This is a genomic window from Citrobacter freundii complex sp. 2025EL-00176, assembly GCF_053309355.1.
Window position 1 is genome coordinate 182712 of the sequence record NZ_JBRYHT010000001.1, and the last position, 17878, is coordinate 200589.

20 protein-coding genes are annotated in these 17878 nt (G+C 51.9%); 13 read left to right on the forward strand and 7 right to left on the reverse strand.

What is annotated here, in order from left to right:
* Positions 1 to 19 precede the first annotated feature (19 nt).
* Positions 20 to 1252, forward strand: a complete 1233-nt coding sequence (locus ACVXHP_RS00900) for an MdfA family multidrug efflux MFS transporter (RefSeq protein WP_447570691.1) — start codon at positions 20 to 22, stop codon at positions 1250 to 1252.
* Positions 1253 to 1279: 27 nt separating this feature from the next.
* Here ACVXHP_RS00900 and ACVXHP_RS00905 read toward each other — a convergent pair whose 3' ends face one another.
* The 3 genes from ACVXHP_RS00905 to ACVXHP_RS00915 all read right to left on the reverse strand — a co-directional run bounded on the left by ACVXHP_RS00905 (position 1280) and on the right by ACVXHP_RS00915 (position 3692).
* On the reverse strand, positions 1280 to 1561 hold the full coding sequence (locus ACVXHP_RS00905; protein WP_447570692.1) for a hypothetical protein: 282 nt from the start codon (positions 1559 to 1561) through the stop codon (positions 1280 to 1282).
* 107 nt (positions 1562 to 1668) lie between these two features.
* Positions 1669 to 2484 carry a Cof-type HAD-IIB family hydrolase gene (locus tag ACVXHP_RS00910; RefSeq protein ID WP_447570693.1) on the reverse strand — a complete coding sequence of 272 codons (816 nt, stop codon included), beginning with the start codon at positions 2482 to 2484 and terminating at the stop codon, positions 1669 to 1671.
* Positions 2484 to 3692, reverse strand: coding sequence for an MFS transporter (locus tag ACVXHP_RS00915; protein WP_200007074.1), 1209 nt, complete (start codon positions 3690 to 3692; stop codon positions 2484 to 2486). The genes ACVXHP_RS00910 and ACVXHP_RS00915 overlap by 1 nt, the downstream gene beginning before the upstream one ends.
* 85 nt (positions 3693 to 3777) lie before the next feature.
* On the opposite strand from ACVXHP_RS00915, the gene ACVXHP_RS00920 reads away from it, so the two are divergent.
* Positions 3778 to 4326 (forward strand): TetR/AcrR family transcriptional regulator, encoded by a 549-nt coding sequence (locus tag ACVXHP_RS00920; RefSeq protein ID WP_304697649.1) that lies wholly within the window; start codon positions 3778 to 3780, stop codon positions 4324 to 4326.
* A 5-nt stretch (positions 4327 to 4331) separates the two neighbouring features.
* Here ACVXHP_RS00920 and ACVXHP_RS00925 read toward each other — a convergent pair whose 3' ends face one another.
* A complete protein-coding gene (locus tag ACVXHP_RS00925) occupies positions 4332 to 5246 on the reverse strand; it encodes a LysR family transcriptional regulator (protein ID WP_200007070.1) in 915 nt (304 codons plus the stop codon).
* 102 nt (positions 5247 to 5348) lie between these two features.
* Between ACVXHP_RS00925 and ACVXHP_RS00930 the strand changes: the two genes are divergently transcribed.
* Entirely contained in the window at positions 5349 to 6263 is a 915-nt protein-coding gene (locus ACVXHP_RS00930) for a DMT family transporter (RefSeq protein ID WP_447570694.1), read from the forward strand.
* A 13-nt stretch (positions 6264 to 6276) separates the two neighbouring features.
* On the opposite strand, the gene ACVXHP_RS00935 is transcribed toward ACVXHP_RS00930, so the two are convergent.
* Together ACVXHP_RS00935 and ACVXHP_RS00940 are read right to left on the reverse strand one after the other, a co-directional pair.
* Positions 6277 to 7074, reverse strand: coding sequence for an SDR family NAD(P)-dependent oxidoreductase (locus ACVXHP_RS00935; protein ID WP_447570695.1), 798 nt, complete (start codon positions 7072 to 7074; stop codon positions 6277 to 6279).
* Positions 7075 to 7346: 272 nt separating this feature from the next.
* On the reverse strand, positions 7347 to 9032 hold the full coding sequence (locus ACVXHP_RS00940; protein WP_038639225.1) for an aspartate:alanine antiporter: 1686 nt from the start codon (positions 9030 to 9032) through the stop codon (positions 7347 to 7349).
* Positions 9033 to 9301: 269 nt separating this feature from the next.
* On the opposite strand from ACVXHP_RS00940, the gene ACVXHP_RS00945 reads away from it, so the two are divergent.
* Positions 9302 to 9682: an inner membrane protein YbjM gene (locus tag ACVXHP_RS00945; RefSeq protein ID WP_137366272.1), complete on the forward strand. Its 381-nt coding sequence runs from the start codon at positions 9302 to 9304 to the stop codon at positions 9680 to 9682.
* Between the two features lie 34 nt (positions 9683 to 9716).
* On the opposite strand, the gene ACVXHP_RS00950 is transcribed toward ACVXHP_RS00945, so the two are convergent.
* The gene (locus tag ACVXHP_RS00950) at positions 9717 to 9980 is read right to left on the reverse strand and encodes a GrxA family glutaredoxin (protein ID WP_016152408.1); all 264 of its coding nucleotides are present in this window, start codon (positions 9978 to 9980) and stop codon (positions 9717 to 9719) included.
* 173 nt (positions 9981 to 10153) lie between these two features.
* Here ACVXHP_RS00950 and ACVXHP_RS00955 point away from each other — a divergent pair, with 173 nt between their 5' ends.
* The 9 genes from ACVXHP_RS00955 (at position 10154) to ACVXHP_RS00995 (ending at position 17848) form a co-directional block, all read left to right on the forward strand.
* Positions 10154 to 10444 carry a YbjC family protein gene (locus ACVXHP_RS00955; protein ID WP_447570696.1) on the forward strand — a complete coding sequence of 97 codons (291 nt, stop codon included), beginning with the start codon at positions 10154 to 10156 and terminating at the stop codon, positions 10442 to 10444.
* Positions 10428 to 11150: a nitroreductase NfsA gene (gene nfsA / locus ACVXHP_RS00960; protein WP_447570697.1), complete on the forward strand. Its 723-nt coding sequence runs from the start codon at positions 10428 to 10430 to the stop codon at positions 11148 to 11150. The genes ACVXHP_RS00955 and nfsA overlap by 17 nt, the downstream gene beginning before the upstream one ends.
* Positions 11151 to 11207: 57 nt before the next feature.
* A complete protein-coding gene (gene rimK, locus ACVXHP_RS00965; protein WP_200007060.1) occupies positions 11208 to 12110 on the forward strand; it encodes a 30S ribosomal protein S6--L-glutamate ligase in 903 nt (300 codons plus the stop codon).
* Between the two features lie 90 nt (positions 12111 to 12200).
* Positions 12201 to 12677, forward strand: a complete 477-nt coding sequence (locus ACVXHP_RS00970; RefSeq protein ID WP_042309517.1) for a type III secretion system chaperone family protein — start codon at positions 12201 to 12203, stop codon at positions 12675 to 12677.
* A gap of 433 nt (positions 12678 to 13110) precedes the next feature.
* A complete protein-coding gene (gene potF / locus ACVXHP_RS00975) occupies positions 13111 to 14223 on the forward strand; it encodes a spermidine/putrescine ABC transporter substrate-binding protein PotF (RefSeq protein WP_316128663.1) in 1113 nt (370 codons plus the stop codon).
* Positions 14224 to 14361: 138 nt separating this feature from the next.
* Positions 14362 to 15495, forward strand: a complete 1134-nt coding sequence (gene potG, locus ACVXHP_RS00980) for a putrescine ABC transporter ATP-binding subunit PotG (protein ID WP_200007054.1) — start codon at positions 14362 to 14364, stop codon at positions 15493 to 15495.
* Positions 15496 to 15504: 9 nt separating this feature from the next.
* Positions 15505 to 16458, forward strand: a complete 954-nt coding sequence (gene potH / locus ACVXHP_RS00985; RefSeq protein WP_304697661.1) for a putrescine ABC transporter permease PotH — start codon at positions 15505 to 15507, stop codon at positions 16456 to 16458.
* Positions 16455 to 17300: a putrescine ABC transporter permease PotI gene (potI, locus tag ACVXHP_RS00990; protein WP_447570698.1), complete on the forward strand. Its 846-nt coding sequence runs from the start codon at positions 16455 to 16457 to the stop codon at positions 17298 to 17300. The genes potH and potI overlap by 4 nt, the downstream gene beginning before the upstream one ends.
* A 59-nt stretch (positions 17301 to 17359) precedes the next feature.
* On the forward strand, positions 17360 to 17848 hold the full coding sequence (locus tag ACVXHP_RS00995; RefSeq protein WP_038639250.1) for a YbjO family protein: 489 nt from the start codon (positions 17360 to 17362) through the stop codon (positions 17846 to 17848).
* Positions 17849 to 17878 lie beyond the last annotated feature (30 nt).

Consider the following 17878-nt stretch of genomic DNA (forward strand, 5'->3'; position numbering starts at 1 on the left):
TCATTTGCTAAGAGACTGCATGCAAAACCGTTTATCTTCAGGCGCCCGGTTAGGGCGTCAGGCATTACTTTTCCCTCTCTGTCTGGTGCTTTACGAATTCTCTACTTATATCGGTAACGATATGATCCAGCCCGGAATGTTGGCGGTGGTGGAGCAATATCAGGCCGGATTAGACTGGGTGCCCACTTCCATGACTGCCTATCTGGCGGGTGGCATGTTTTTACAGTGGCTGTTAGGGCCGCTGTCGGATCGTATTGGTCGTCGCCCGGTGATGTTAACCGGCGTACTCTGGTTCATTGTGACCTGCCTTGCGACTCTGCTGGCACAAAATATTGAGCAATTCACCTTTCTGCGTTTCTTGCAGGGGATAAGCCTGTGCTTTATTGGCGCGGTGGGTTACGCCGCCATTCAGGAGTCCTTTGAGGAAGCAGTGTGTATAAAAATTACCGCGCTGATGGCAAACGTGGCGCTGATTGCGCCGCTGCTGGGACCGTTAGTTGGCGCGGCCTGGGTACATGTTCTGCCGTGGGAAGGGATGTTTATCCTGTTTGCCGCTCTTGCAGCTATCTCCTTCTTTGGCCTGCAACGCGCGATGCCGGAAACGGCGACCCGGCTGGGTGAAAAGCTGTCCATTAAAGAGTTGGGCAAAGATTATAAGCTGGTGCTCAGGAACGTGCGTTTTGTCGCGGGCGCGCTGGCGTTGGGTTTTGTCAGCCTGCCGTTACTGGCGTGGATTGCCCAGTCGCCGATTATTATCATCAGCGGTGAACATCTCAGCAGTTACGAATATGGCCTGTTGCAGGTGCCGATTTTTGGTGCGCTGATTGCCGGTAACCTGGTGCTGGCGCGTCTAACTTCGCGCAAGACCGTGCGTTCGCTGATTATCATGGGCGGCTGGCCAATCGCCGTCGGGCTGCTGATTGCCGCGGCGGCCACGGTGGTGTCATCCCATGCGTATTTGTGGATGACGGCGGGTTTGAGTATCTATGCGTTTGGCATTGGCGTGGCGAATGCGGGGCTGGTCCGCCTGACGCTGTTTGCCAGTGAAATGAGTAAGGGGACGGTTTCTGCCGCCATGGGCATGTTGCAGATGCTGATTTTCACCGTCGGTATTGAACTGAGTAAACACGCTTATCTGCTGGGAGGAAACGGCTTATTCAGCCTGTTTAATCTGGCAAGCGGCGTACTGTGGCTAATTTTGATGGTTATCTTCCTGAAAGATAAACGGGTAGGGAATTCCCGGGAAGGCTGAAGCCCGGTTGCCCGGGCCTGACGAAACTCAGTGATGGTCGTCAATCTGATGTTCGATAACCATCCCTTCACCTACGCTGGCAACATGTCGCGCATAGGGATGTGCGCGATAGACAGGTGCCGGGGCGGGTGTTGGAGCAACATACACTGTTTGTGGCGCGGTCGTCACGTTGACCGCCTGCGGAACGCTGACGGAAGAGGGCACGACCACCACTTTATAACCGCTTGGCACATCTACGGTAACGCTTTGCGCAAATGCTGTCCCCGCAAAACCCAGCAACAATGTCGCCATCAGTACACTTTTCTTCATGATCCGCTCGCCTGAAATATTCACTGGAAGTAATAATCCAGCGGGTTAATGTGAGGCGGATTATGAATAGTTCATTACATCATTTTGTTGCCGTCTGTGCTGAGGCCTTAATGCGAAAACGGGGCTTCATTTTTTAAGACGCGGTCGATAACATCCAGCACACCCTCTTCGTTGTTTGACCCCGCGCGATATTTCGCTGCCTGGATAACCGGTTCGTGAGCGTTGGCCATTGCGAAACTAAATCCCGCCTGACGCAGCATCTCAATATCATTTCCGCCATCGCCAAACACAACAACCTCGTCGTCGCTAATATTCCAGCGTTGTTGCAGCAGGCGCAGACCGTTTGCCTTATGCACACCGGGAATAATTAAATCGATGCTGCCGTAGCCGGTATGCACCGGTACCATGATATCGCCAATTGCCTGATGGAGATCGGCCTGTACCTGCGGGATGCGGTCGTCTGAAATATTCAGCCCGAACTTGAAGAAAACATCGTTGAGGTTGTCAAAATTATCCACAAATTCAAGACGATGATAGTACATGGCAGAAACGGATTTATGCTCATCGCTGTATTTTTTGAGCGTATAGGCGCTGTTTTTACCGCAGGCGATAATGTCGATGTCCGTACGGGTCAACAGATGATCCACGATGGCCTTGAAATCGTCTTTTGCCAGTTCACCGTTAAAAATATCTTTCCCTTCACTGACCACCCAACCGCCGTTTTCTGCGACAAATGAGATTTCATTGGCCAGCTCGGGGAAAAAGGAGATGAGCTGGTAATACTGGTTGCCGCTGGCGACGACAAAGCGGATACCTTGCTTTTTCATCTGGCGGTATTGCGCCATAAACCGCTCACGGTTATACGTTTTTTGGTCGCTTAAAAATGTGCCGTCCATGTCGACCGCAATTAATTTGATACTCATTAGCTGTTCTCCATCACAGGGGTATTTTTGAGATCCGGTTTCGCCACCGCTTTCGCGACGATGGCGGCGACAAGCACCAGCGCCAGCACTACCAGCATAGCGCTGCGCAGGCCGTAGTGTTCACCCAGATAGCCCAGCAGCGGCGGCCCTACCAGGAATGCCAGGTAGCCGGTGGTCGCCACAACGCTGACGCGGGTTGGCGCATCGGGACCGGTGTCGCTGGCTGCTGAAATGGTCAGCGGGAAGCCGAGCGATGCGCCAAGCCCCCAGAGAATAACGGAAACACCCGCGACCCATGTGCTATCGACAAAAATGATCAGACTGATGCCAAGCGCACCCATCAGCGCGCTGGCACGCACTACCGCGACGCGGCTGTAGCGGTCGATGAACCAGCCGCCGGTGAATCGACCCACGGTCATACCCAGCGTAAATCCAGCATAGATCAGCGAGCCTGATGTCGGGCTAAACCCGTGGCCATCCACCATTAGCAGTGGAAGCCAGTCGTTGGCTGAACCTTCAGCAAACGCCATTGCCAGCACCACGACGCCAATCAGCAGCAACTGGATGTCGCGATAGAAAGGCACACCTTTTTCGCTGGAGTGAGAGCCGTCAGAGGCATTCTTACCCGTGCCGTCTGGAATGGCCTTGATGGCGATAAAGATAGGCGTGATTGCCACCATTGCCGCCAGTAAAATATGTACGGTCGCTGGAACGCTGAAGGCGGTAAGCATCATCCCGACCCCGGCGCCCGCCAGCGTTCCCAGACTGTAAAAGCCATGCATCATCGGCAGCACGGTTTTGTTCATTTCGCGCTCAACTGCCGCGCCTTCGACGTTGATGGCGACTTCCGCCGCGCCAAAGCTGGCGCCAAACACGCCCAGGCCAAAGGCGAAAAGCCATGCGGAATGCAGCCATAACGCCGCGCTGAGGATGGCCATCCCCAGGACTGCGCAGGACATGGTGGTGCGGATCACTTTACGCGTGCCAAATCGTTTCACCAGCCAGGCCGAACAAAGAATGCCACTCATCGAACCAATAGAGAGTCCAAACAATACCGCGCCCATTTCGGCGGTGGAGATGGAGAGGATATCTCGGATGGCAGGAGTACGCGTTGCCCAGGAAGCCATTAATAATCCGGGTAAAAAGAAAAACGTAAAAAGCGCCCAGGTGCGACGTCTTAAGGCTTTGCGTGATGAGATGCCAGTCATTAATTCGAGCCAAAGAAAAGAGGGAAGAAGACAACATTAGCAAGACTGTGTACATTTGTACACAAATGCAAGGAGAGGAAATGCAGTGCGACGCGCGAACGATCCGCTACGGCGGGAAAAGATAGTTCAGGCCACCTTGAAGGCGGTAATCGCCTACGGTGTCCATGGGGTTACGCACCGAAAAATCGCCATGATTGCCGGGGTGCCGCTGGGTTCAATGACCTATTACTTTTCGGGAATAGATGAGCTTTTAATGGAGGCGTTCGGGCGCTTTACTGACACAATGTCTCAGCAGTATCAGGCTTTTTTTGCCGAGGTTGCGGATGCGCAGGCAGCCTGCCATGCCATTACCGAGATGATTTACAGCTCCCAGGTGACGACGCCTGATAATATGGAACTCATGTACCAACTGTATGCTTTCGCCAGTCGCAAACCGACGTTGAAAATGGTGATGCAAAACTGGATGTTACGCAGTCAACAAACGCTGGAGCAATGGTTTGAACCGGTAACTGCGCGGGCGCTGGATGCATTTCTCGAAGGAATGACGCTGCATTTTGTCACCGACAAAAAACCGCTGTCGCGGGAAGATATTCTGGTGATGGTGGAGCGTATTGCCGGATTGCCACAGAGATAAAATCATCAAAATGGTTTGTCGAGGCGGGTAACGGCCTGACGTAAAAAATCAATGACTTTCATCGCCGCTGGCGTCAACGGTCGGGCGGCTTTTTTTACCGTCCCGACATCCATATAAGTAATAAAATCATCAATCGTTCTGTGCATGACGCGCAGACCATCCAGTGACCACGGGCGATACACCAGGTCGGATAAAATGGTTATTCCTCTGCCTTTTGCAACCAGGCTTCTTATTGCTTCAAAAGAGTTGCTGCGAAAACTGATATTGGGCGTATAGCCACGCTGCTGCCAGTAATCGATGATTACGTCAGGGTACTTATCGGTTTCCAGCAGTAAAAATGGTAGCTTCTCGACGTCTGTTAAACGGATTGATGCCTGGCTCTGTAGCGGATGCCCAATAGACGTCCACAGGCGTCGCTGTGAACGAATAAATGTTTCGATCTCCAGGTCGTTATCATGGCTGATATTTGAGGTCAGAAGCAGACAAAAATCGACCTTTTGTTCCCGGAGCGCCTGTACCAGTTCCGGTGCAGTAGCTTCATAAAACACGATCTCCAACAAAGGGAAACGTCGTTCAATATCGTTGAGTATATCCGGGATAAGATAGGCAGAGAGCGTTTCGGCAATGCCTATGCGCACTGTGCCGGTGAGAATTTCACTTCTGTCATGCAGGGCGTCAACAGCCGAATGGCTACTGTTGATGATGTTGCAGGCATGTGCCAGAAAGCGCTCGCCCTCGGCGGTGAGCTTTACACCTTTGGGATAACGTACAAATAGCTGCACGTCTAATGCTTCTTCCAGGTTCCGCATGGCAATGGTCATTGATGACTGAGAAATATGGCAGCGCGCAGCAGCTTTGGAAATTTGTAATGTTTCTGCAAGTGCGATGTAAAACTCAAGTTGCCTTAGCGTAAATTTCATAGTTTTAATCTATGCACATGGATAAAAACGTTATATTAGCATTCATTCTCACGCCGCCGTAGCCTTGTGGTCATACTGTACAACTGACAATAAGGCGCAACTATGCCCTATCTTTTACTCAGTCTGGCTGCCTGTTTTTGGGGTGGAAATTATGTGATTGGTCACCTGTTGGTCGCTGAAGTTAATCCCATTGTTTTATCAGCGGCACGCTGGGCATTTACCGCGTTATTATTGATGGCGCTCTATTTTCGTCAGGTCACAGAGCAATGGCCGGTGATGAAAAAATCCTTTTGTACTATCGTCTTCCTCGCGCTTTGTGGTCAGGTTCTTTTCCCCTTAACGTTGTATATCGGCCTACAATATACAACTTCGCTCAATGCCGCGATTTATATGTCCACCACCCCGGCGCTCGTTTTGTTGATCAATAAGTTCTTTTTTAAAGAGCGGATTTCTGCGCGAAATATAGCAGGTGTGATCCTGAGTACTGTTGGTGTTATCTGGCTGGTGTCGCAGGGCGATATGATACATGCGCGGGTTTTTACACATCTCAATCGGGGCGATGTCTGGACCATGGGGTCAGCGCTTAGTTGGGCTGTTTATTGTGCATTTCTACGCGTTAAACCGCGTGAGGTGAAGGGAAACGCATTTGTCGCAGTGAGCGCGCTGTTAGGTGCGATTGTACTTATTCCGCTACTGGCTCTGGAGTTGATACGCAATGGTATGCCGGGCTGGAATAGCTATGCCAATACAGGCGTTATTACCGGGCTGGCATACCTTGTTATTTTTCCTTCCTGGCTGTCATATTTATTATGGAACAAAGGGATTAGCGCCATTGGCGCAACCCGCGGAGAGATCTATTCACACTTGATTCCCTTGAGTGGCGGATTATTTAGCGTGATGTTTTTGCACGTCACTCTGCATTCATATCATCTGGTGAGCGCGCTGGTTATTATGTGCGGTATAGCATTGTGTTCCCGCGCGAGTGCAAAAAAAGGATCGCAGCCGCGCACGGCGTGAAAGAACGGGTAAATTAGCTTACGGTTGCGCCCCCGGTAATATTTACCACCGTGGCGGTCATTGCTCCGGCATGGTCTGAAGCCAGAAAGGTCGTAACCTCAGCGATTTGTGCCAGCGTAGGCAGACGTCTAAGCATGGTGCCTTGTGCCGCACCGCCTAACCATTGTTCGACGGTTAAACCCATTGACTGTGCTTTAGCAGTGAAAATCTCCCCGGTATAGGAACCGGCCGCTACCGCGTCCACAATCGCATGCGAGCGCACGCCGAGGACGCGAATGTTTATTGGTCCCGTCTCGCTGGCAAGCGCTTTAATAAAAGCTTCCGTCCCTGCACAGCCGACGATATGGCCGAGATGCCCGGGCATCGCCATCGGGGCTGCGGGAGCGACGATGGTGAGAATGACGCCCGCTCGATTGCCGCCCATGTGCGGGGTTACGGCTTTTGCGATATTGAACTGCGCCGCAAGGAAAGGGGTGATACCGCTCATAAACTCAGAGAGAGTTAATGCGTCGATGCGCTTGCCCTGTTCATGCATAAAGCCGGTCGCGTTAACCACCACATCGATTCCACCGATTTGCTGTACCAGGCGGGTAACCTGTGTTGAGGTGTCGTGCTCGTTGAGCACATCGGTGATAAACGTATCGACGGTACCACCCGCCATTCGCAGGCGACTGGCCGCCCAATCAAGCTTTTCCTGACTGCGCGCGCCCAGGCACACATGAGCACCTTCGCGCGCCATCGCTTGTGCAACCGCGCAACCAATAGCGCCACTGCCGCCGAAGATCACCGCAACCTTTCCAGCAAGCAACATAGTAAACTCCCGTCACCTTTAAGCACCGATTAAAAGTATGCGCCATAACCGGCGTGCTGCAAATTTGGGGAGGGATGGCGGGGGAGAAAGGGGGGGGGATAGCGAATTTCAGGCAACAAAAAACCCATCAACCTTGAACCAAAACGGCGGGGTTGATGGGCTCCACAAATTGGGGACATCAAAGAAAAGCAGTGGCAATAGTTATGACTGACACCTTGAAGAAAAGTTCTGCTGAATTGCAAAAAATTTTCATTTAAGGGTAATTTTCAGTGCTAACCAAGGCCAGGCCAGACGATGACGATGAGTGTCCCCGCCAGCGTCAGCAGAACGTTGGCAATGGCGTAGGTGCCAGCATAGCCTAATGCCGGGATGTTGCTGCGAGCCGTGTCGCTTATGATTTCCATTGCCGGAGCGCAGGTACGCGCGCCCATCATCGCGCCAAACAGCAGGGCGCGGTTCATGCGCAATACGTAAGCGCCAAACAAGAAACATATGACAACCGGAACCAGGCTCACAATCAGACCGGCAATCAGCATTTGACCACCCACGGCGCCAAGGCCATTGCCAATGCCGCTACCCGCGCTTAAACCGACGCCTGCCATGAATACCATCAGACCAAACTCTTTCACCATGTTCAGCGCGCCCTGCGGGATATAGCCAAACGTAGGATGGTTGGCACGCAGGAAGCCCAGCATAATCCCGGCGAACAGTAATCCAGCCGCATTCCCGATGCCGAAGCTGAAATTACTGAACTGGAAAGTGATCATCCCAATCATCAGACCAATGATAAAGAAGGCGCAGAAGGCCAGCAGATCGGTCACCTGGCTGTGAATGGAAATGAAGCCGATACGGTCTGCGATCGTTTTAACGCGACGGGCATCGCCGCTTACCTGCAACACGTCACCTTTATTGAGCACGACGTTGTCATCAATAGGCATTTCGATCTGGCTGCGGATCACGCGGTTGAGGAAACAGCCGTGGTCGGTCAGTTTCAACTGGGCCAGGCGACGGCCAACGGCATTGTGGTTTTTCACCACAATCTCTTCAGTGACGATACGCATATCGAGCAGATCGCGATCGAATACTTCTTTGCCGTTACGGAAACTGGGATCGAGGCGGGCATGCGCGTCTGGATAACCTACTAAGGCAATTTCGTCGCCCATTTGCAGCACTGCGTCACCGTCCGGGTTAGCCAGGATGCCGTTGCGGCGGATGCGTTCAATGTAACAGCCGGTCTGACGATAAATACCTAATTCGCGCAGATTCTTACCATCAGCCCATGCCACCAGCTCCGGACCCACACGGTAGGCGCGGATCACCGGCAGATAAACCTTACGGTTGGCGTCGGTGTCCAGACCTCGTTCACGCGCAATTTGTTGGGCGCTGGTTTGCAGGTCCTGATGCTGAAGTTTCGGCAGGTAACGCGCGCCGACAATCAGACTGACCAGGCCAATCAAATAGGTGAGGGCGTAACCCAGACTCAGGTTATCGAGGGCGGTGGAAAGCTGTGCGCCTGCCATTCCGGAATGGCGCAAGGTATCGCCTGCGCCGACCAGCACCGGCGTGGAGGTCATCGAGCCGGCCAGCATACCTGCCGTCAGGCCGATGTCCCAGCCAAATAGCTTACCCAGCCCCAGGGCGATCAGCATTGCGCTACCGACCATCACCAGAGCAAGCATTAGATAATTTTTCCCATCGCGAAAAAAAATCGAAAAAAAGTTGGGGCCGGCTTCGACGCCGACACAAAAAATAAACAGCATAAAGCCGAGATTTAATGCATCGGTGTTAATACTAAAGTGCTGCTGACCTAATAATAGGGACACCACTAAAACGCCAATGGAATTACCGAGTTGGACTGAACCCAGGCGTAATTTACCCAGGCAGAGGCCCAGAGCCAGGACCACAAATAATAACAGGATGTAATTCCCATTTAACAAATCTGCGACGTTTATATTCACTGAGGCTAACTTCTTGTTTACTAGTAAGCTATTGAAAGAAATGGCAATTTACGCTAATGTTTTTGCCAGAAATTAAGGGGCGACAGTACCATACACAGCCCCGATTAATGCAGCATAACAATATATGCGGATAGTTTAATCTCATTACGTATCAACGGCTATAAGAATCGTGTGGGTGTGTTTTTGGCATGGAATGCCGAGTTACTTTATCTGACTGGACGCCTGCGGGCGAAAAGAGTGTTCGATAGAGAATGTGTCAGGAGGAACGATTGAAACATAAGCAAAGTTGGGCGGGGGCGATCTGCTGCTTTGTGCTCTTTATTGTGGTGTGTCTTTCATTAACGCTAAACGTGAAAGGGGCATTCAGAGCGGCAGGGCATCCAGAGGTCGGGTTGTTGTTTTTTATCTTGCCTGGTGCTGCAGCAAGCTTTTTCTCCCATCGGCGGGAGGTGCTCAGACCTCTTCTTGGTGCAATGTTGGCGGCACCGTGCTGTCTGTTACTGATGCGGTTCGTTTTTATGCCGACGCGTTCATTGTGGCAAGAGATGGCGTGGTTATTCAGTGCGGTGTTTTGGTGCGCGCTTGGCGCATTGTGTTTTTTGTTTATCAGTAGCTTATTCAATCAGCATCAACGACGGAAAAAGAACTGATGACGCCCTCCAGCGGAGGGCGTAGAAACTGCTATCAGGCGAACAGATTCATATTCTCTTTTGCCCACGCCTCAAAATCCGTGCAGCCGCCGATGTGTTTTTGATCAACAAAAATCTGCGGAACGGTTTCAACTGGCTTACCTACCGTCTTTTCCAGATCGGCTTTCGTAATACCTTCGGCATGGATATCAATGTAGCGGAAGTTAAAATCGTCATGCTCATTGCTTAATTTTTCTGCTAATTCTTTTGCGCGCACGCAATACGGGCACCCTGGACGACCAAAAATAACGGCAAACATCTCTCTCTCCTCGAACTTATCAGGCCGGATGGCGAATACTTATTATGATGCCGCGATTTGTGACGGATGGAAAGCAGGTTCGGCCTGTTGCTTTGATATCCTCAAGCTATAACTGTTAAACACGACACGGCGGAACGTTTTATAATAAAAGCCATTTCGCCGGGAGGCCGCTTATGCGCACCATTGGTGTAGTACCCAAAAGCGTATTGATGCTGGAAATAATGGGGATGGTTTTGTTATCGCTGGCGCTGCTGTCGCTTAATGATTACCTGACTTTACCCGCGCCGTTTAACAGCCCGTTAGCCTGGGTGGTGATGATATTTCTGGGCGTACTGCTGATGCTCCCTGCCGCGGTGATATTGATGTGGCGCATTGCTCAACTGCTGGCGCCGCGGCTCCTGTCGCGCGCTCCCGACGATTCTTCCCATTCAGACAGAGAAAAAAGAGATGACGCCAACCATTGATTTAATCCGCAGCCACCGTTCCATTCGCCATTTCACCGATGAAGCTATTTCTGACGCACAGCGAGAGGCGATTATTGCCGCCGCTCAGGGCACCTCAAGCTCCAGTTTTTTACAGTGCACGACGATTGTGCGGATAACCGACAAGGCCCTGCGTGAATCGCTGGCTACCTTATCCGGCGGTCAAAAGCACGTGGCGCAGGCCGCCGAGTTCTGGGTATTTTGCGCTGACTTTAATCGCCATTTGCAGATTTGCCCTGACGCACAATTGGGGCTGGCAGAACAGCTGCTGCTGGGCGTAGTTGATACGGCGATGATGGCGCAAAATGCGCTGACGGCGGCAGAATCGCTCGGGCTTGGCGGTGTGTATATTGGTGGGTTGCGTAACAATATTGAGCCGGTCACTGAATTATTGAAGCTGCCGCAGCACGTTCTGCCGCTGTTTGGTTTGTGCCTTGGCTGGCCTGCGGATAATCCGGATATCAAGCCGCGCCTGCCTGCGTCGCTGGTGGTGCACGAAAACCAGTATCAGCCGCTCGATACAGACGTTTTGTCACAGTATGACGAGCAGCTCGCACAGTACTATCTGACCCGCGGCAGCAATACGCGCCGTGACACCTGGAGCGATCACATTCGCCGTACCATCATTAAAGAAAGTCGCCCCTTTATCCTCGAATATTTGCATAAACAGGGATGGGCCACGCGCTAAAGATTTCAACCCAGTGTATGATACGCCTGCTTTTACCAGGTCATTGAGAGGTGCAGGGTGAAAATTGCCATTTTGTCCCGGGACGGAACGCTCTATTCTTGTAAGCGCCTGCGTGAAGCGGCGATGCAGCGCGGTCACCTGGTTGAAATTATCGATCCCCTTTCTTGCTATATGAACATCAGCCCGGCGGCGTCATCTATTCATTATAAGGGCCGCCAGCTTCCCCATTTTGACGCGGTGATCCCACGGATTGGTTCAGCGATTACCTTTTACGGTACGGCAGCACTGCGTCAGTTTGAAATGTTGGGTAGCTATCCGTTAAATGAATCGGTGGCGATTACGCGCGCGCGCGATAAGCTGCGTTCACTGCAACTGCTGGCGCGTCAGGGAATCGATTTACCCATCACCGGGATTGCTCACTCCCCGGACGATACCAGCGACATGATTGATATGGTCGGCGGCGCGCCGCTGGTGGTGAAACTGGTTGAAGGCACACAGGGGATCGGTGTGGTGCTGGCGGAAACACGGCAGGCCGCGGAAAGCGTTGTTGATGCGTTTCGTGGGCTGAATGCGCATATTCTGGTTCAGGAATATATCAAAGAAGCACAAGGGCGGGATATTCGCTGTTTCGTGGTGGGTGACGAGGTGGTGGCTGCCATTGAACGCCGGGCGAAAGAGGGCGATTTTCGTTCTAATCTTCATCGCGGCGGGGTTGCCACGATTGCGAATATCACGCCGCGCGAAAGAGAAATTGCGCTCAAAGCCGCTCAGACCATGGGGCTGGATGTTGCAGGTGTTGATATTCTGCGAGCAGAGCGTGGGCCGCTGGTCATGGAGGTGAACGCTTCTCCGGGACTGGAAGGGGTGGAGAAAACTACCGGGATAGACATTGCCGGTAAGATGATCCAGTGGATAGAGCGCCATGCTACGCCTGAATTTTGTCTTAAAATCGGCGGCTAAACACAATATCGATTGCGATCGTGGTATGACACGCTCTTTTTGCGTAAGCTGTGCCGGTATTTTTTTCATCATTAGAGGTCGCACATTATTATGACATCACTGGTCGTTCCCACTCTGGATACGTTGCGTCAATGGCTCGACGACCTGGGCATGAGTTTTTTTGAATGCGATACCTGTCAGGCGCTGCATTTACCTCATATGCAGAACTTTGACGGCATCTTTGATGCAAAAGTTGATTTGGTGGATAACGTCATCCTGTTTTCTGCGATGGCGGAAGTCAGACCTTCCGCACTGCTGCCGCTGGCCGCCGATTTGTCCGCGATTAATGCCAGTTCACTGACGGTAAAAGCATTCCTGGATATGCAGGATGATAATCTGCCAAAGCTGGTGGTTTGCCAGTCTTTATCCGTTACGCCGGGCGTAACGTTTGAGCAGTTTGAATGTTTTGTTCGCCAGAGCGAAGAGCAGATATCGATGGTGATCCTCGAAGCCGGGGCGCATCAGCTGTTATTTAACGCTGAAGAAGATACGCAAAACAGCAACGCTGAAGTCCATTTCCTCCATTAATTCTCCCTGAATCTGGACACATTTTGCGCAGCCGCTACCACAGCGGTTGCGTACGGCCTGTTTTTATTCTGCGTTTAACCTTTCATTAAAGAATTATTCACTTCCATTCTGTTCCTTCCGCTTTATGTCATAGACAATTCCTGCATAAAAAATTGATAAAAGACGTTTTTTAATTTGGGCTATATCCACAAAACCTGGCTAAAGTTATTCTTGCGAAGCATATAGACGTCAGTTTTCGCACAGCCCCGTATGAGCTGAGCTGTGGCTATACTACGTGGTGAATGAGTGGGCGGATATCTGCGGGCGATAGCGGCATGAGGAGAGGTCTCTCTTTTCATTGGTGCCGCATGAAAGAATATGCACGTTTCTTGCATATCATTAGAGTGTGACATTTTTGTTCGTTTGTTAACGAACTTTCAGAAGGAAAGAGATTATGACCGCCTTAAATAAAAAATGGTTATCAGGCCTGGTTGTGGGTGCTCTGATGTCCATCTCTGCCGGCACGCTCGCTGCTGAACAAAAAACGCTGCATATTTATAACTGGTCTGATTATATTGCCCCGGATACGGTGGCTAATTTTGAAAAAGAGACCGGAATTAAAGTTATCTATGACGTATTTGATTCCAATGAAGTACTGGAAGGAAAACTCATGGCGGGCAGCACCGGTTTTGACCTGGTTGTTCCTTCCGCCAGTTTCCTCGAACGTCAACTAACCGCAGGCGTCTTCCAGCCGCTGGATAAGAGCAAATTACCGGGCTGGAAAAACCTCGACCCCGAACTGCTGAAGCTGGTGGGCAAACACGATCCGGACAACAAGTTTGCGATGCCGTATATGTGGGCAACGACCGGTATTGGCTATAACGTGGACAAAGTGAAAGCGGTGCTGGGGTCAGATGCGCCTGTTGATAGCTGGGATTTGATCCTCAAACCGGAAAACCTGGAAAAACTCAAAAGTTGCGGTGTTTCTTTCCTTGATGCGCCTGAAGAGGTGTTTGCTACCGTGCTGAACTATTTGGGTAAAGATCCAAACAGTACCAAAGCAGATGATTACACCGGACCGGCGACCGACCTGCTGTTGAAACTGCGTCCGAATATTCGCTACTTCCACTCTTCGCAATATATTAATGACCTGGCAAACGGTGACACCTGCGTAGCGATTGGCTGGGCGGGGGACGTATGGCAGGCGGCGAACCGTGCAAAAGAAGCGAAAAATGGCGTCAATATCTCTTTCTCAATTCCTAAAGAGGGGGCAATGGCGTTCTTTGACGTGTTCGCAATGCCAGCCGATGCCAAAAACAAAGACGAAGCCTATCAGTTCCTCAACTACCTGCTGCGTCCTGATGTGATTGCGCATATTTCCGACCACGTGTTCTATGCCAATGCCAACAAAGAAGCGACGGCTCTGGTCAGTGCGGAAGTTCGTGATAACCCAGGCATCTACCCGCCTGCGGATGTGCGTGCCAAGCTGTTCACGCTGAAAGTACAGGATCCGAAGATCGACCGTGTCCGTACCCGAGCGTGGACGAAGGTAAAAAGCGGAAAATAACCTGATGTTTGGGGCATGACCCGGCAGGATTTATGTCTGCCGGGCAGTGTTGATCCTAAACACATATAACCCGGCAATACGCACCACCGTGGTGCGTTATTTGCACCGTTTCTTTGTTTTATGCCGGAGAGCACCTGAGTGAATGATGCAACCCCACGCCCACACGCGAAAATCCGCAAGGCGCTGACCCCGCTGCTTGAAATTCGCAACCTGACCAAGTCGTTTGACGGCCAACACGCCGTCGATGACGTCAATCTTACTATCTACAAAGGTGAAATATTTGCCCTGCTCGGCGCATCCGGCTGTGGCAAATCGACTCTGCTGCGCATGTTAGCGGGATTTGAACAGCCGACAACCGGGCAAATTATGCTCGATGGCGTCGATTTAGCGCACGTCCCGCCTTATCTGCGTCCGATCAATATGATGTTTCAATCCTATGCCCTGTTTCCGCACATGACGGTAGAGCAGAACATTGCCTTTGGCCTCAAGCAGGACAAGCTGCCAAAGGCTGAAATCGCCAGCCGGGTGAATGAGATGCTGGGTCTGGTGCATATGCAGGAGTTTGCCAAACGCAAACCGCACCAGCTGTCTGGCGGTCAGCGTCAGCGTGTGGCACTGGCGCGTAGCCTGGCGAAACGGCCGAAGCTGCTGCTGCTGGATGAGCCGATGGGGGCGCTGGACAAAAAGCTCCGCGACCGCATGCAACTGGAAGTGGTGGATATCCTTGAACGCGTTGGCGTGACCTGCGTGATGGTCACGCACGATCAGGAAGAAGCCATGACGATGGCAGGCCGCATTGCGATCATGAACCGTGGAAAATTTGTCCAGATCGGCGAACCGGAAGAGATCTATGAGCATCCGACTACGCGCTACAGCGCCGAGTTTATCGGTTCGGTTAACGTTTTTGAGGGACTACTGAAAGAACGCCAGGAAGAGGGTCTGATTATTGAGTCTCCAGGGCTGGTGCATCCGCTGAAAGTGGACGCAGATGCGTCTATTGTCGATAACGTCCCGGTATATGTTGCGCTGCGCCCGGAAAAAATCATGCTCTGTGAGGCTCCTCCTCCAGACGGTTATAACTTCGCGGTAGGCGAAGTGGTGCACATTGCCTATCTGGGCGATTTGTCGGTGTACCACGTACGTTTGAAAAGCGGCCAGATGCTGAGCGCTCAGCTACAAAATGAACATCGTTATCGCAAGGGATTACCCACCTGGGGTGACGAGGTCCGTTTGTGCTGGGATGCAGACAGTTGTGTGGTGTTGACGGTTTAAGGAGCGAAGATGAGTACACTTGAACCTCCGGCGCGTGTGGATAAAGCAGGGCGATTCACGCTGTTTATGTCGCGGCTGCAAATGAAGCACGGGCGCAAGCTGGTGATCGCGCTGCCATATGTGTGGCTGCTGCTCCTGTTTCTGCTGCCGTTTCTGATCGTCTTCAAAATCAGTTTGGCGGAAATGGCGCGGGCTATTCCACCGTATACCGACCTCGTTTCATGGACTGACAATCAGTTATCCATCACGCTCAATTTAGGCAACTTCCTGCAACTGACGGACGATCCGCTCTATTTTGATGCCTACCTGCAATCTTTGCAGGTGGCGGGGATTTCAACGATCTGTTGTCTGCTGTTGGGATATCCGCTGGCGTGGGCCGTCGCGCACAGTAAACCCTCGACACGCAACATTCTGTTGCTGCTGGTGATCCTGCCGTCATGGACGTCGTTTTTGATTCGCGTGTACGCCTGGATGGGGATCCTGAAAAATAACGGTGTACTGAATAACTTTCTGATGTGGCTGGGCGTTATCGATCAACCATTGACGATTCTGCACACTAATCTGGCAGTCTATATCGGTATTGTTTACGCCTATTTACCCTTTATGGTGCTGCCGATTTACACCGCGCTGACGCGTATTGATTATTCGCTGGTAGAAGCGGCGCTGGATTTGGGTGCCCGACCGTTGAAAACGTTCTTTAGCGTGATTGTGCCATTGACCAAAGGCGGGATTATCGCCGGATCGATGTTGGTATTTATCCCGGCGGTGGGTGAGTTTGTGATCCCGGAACTGCTGGGCGGCCCGGATAGCATCATGATTGGTCGCGTGCTGTGGCAGGAATTTTTCAATAACCGCGACTGGCCGGTGGCGTCTGCCGTTGCCATTATTATGCTGCTGTTACTGATTGTGCCAATCATGTGGTTCCATAAATATCAGCAAAAAAGCGTGGGGGAACACGGATGAATAACTTACCTGTCGTTCGCTCGCCGTGGCGTATCTTTATTCTGGTACTGGGCTTTACCTTCCTGTATGCCCCGATGCTGATGCTGGTTATCTATTCGTTTAACAGCTCGAAGCTGGTAACGGTCTGGGCGGGGTGGTCAACGCGTTGGTATGGTGAGCTTTTCCACGATACCGCGATGATAAGCGCCGTCGGCATGAGCTTAACGATTGCCGCGGGTGCGGCGACGATGGCGGTAATCCTCGGCACTATAGCCGCCGTGGTAATGGTGCGTTTTGGTCATTTTCGCGGATCGAATGGGTTTGCTTTTATGATCACCGCACCGCTGGTTATGCCGGATGTTATTACCGGTTTATCGCTGCTGCTGCTGTTTGTGGCGCTGGCGCACGCCATTGGCTGGCCTGCGGATCGCGGTATGTTGACCATCTGGCTGGCACACGTCACCTTTTGTACGGCGTACGTGGCGGTGGTGATTTCCTCACGGCTGCGCGAACTGGATCACTCCATTGAGGAAGCGGCGATGGATCTTGGCGCCACGCCGCTGAAGGTCTTTTTCGTTATCACGCTGCCGATGATTATGCCAGCGGTGATCTCCGGCTGGTTATTGGCCTTTACGTTGTCGCTTGATGATTTAGTTATCGCCAGCTTTGTCTCTGGTCCTGGCGCCACAACGTTACCGATGCTGGTGTTCTCCAGCGTACGTATGGGGGTTAACCCGGAGATCAACGCGCTGGCGACGCTGATTCTTGGCGTGGTCGGAATTATCGGATTTATCGCGTGGTATCTGATGGCGCGAACAGAAAAACAACGGATTCGCGATATCCAACGTGCAAGACGCGGCTGAAAAAACTAAAATCTGCCAACCTGTCTATACGGCGCAGCTGTGGTGGCTGCGCCGTTTTCATGGAAGACGACGCGTTGGGATTTTTTAAGAAATCATCCACATCACATGCTCGCTTAAACGTCCCTGCGTTGGTGCAGGTGGCGGCGCTGGCTATTATCATGATCCGCTGTCTCGATCTGTTGATGATTTTTAATACGCTAGGGTTGCGTGGCACCAGCGAATTTATTCATCGCAGCGTGCAGACCTGGAATTTGACGCTGGTGTTTCTGGGCAGCCTGGCGCTGCTGTTTATCGAAATCTACTGTGCATTTTCGCTGGTAAAAGGACGTAACTGGGCGCGTTGGGTCTATCTGTTGACCCAGATTATCGCCAGCGTTTATCTGTGGGCGGCCTCGTTGGGCTATGGTTATCCGGAACTGTTCAGCATTGCGGGAGAGTCCAGACGTGAAATCCTGCGTACGCTGGTGATGCAAAAATTGCCGGATATGCTGGTGTTGCTGCTACTGTTTGTTCCCGCGTCCAGTCGGCGGTTCTTCCGTTTGCAATAACGTGTATAATATTGGCCCCCTGTTAATTTA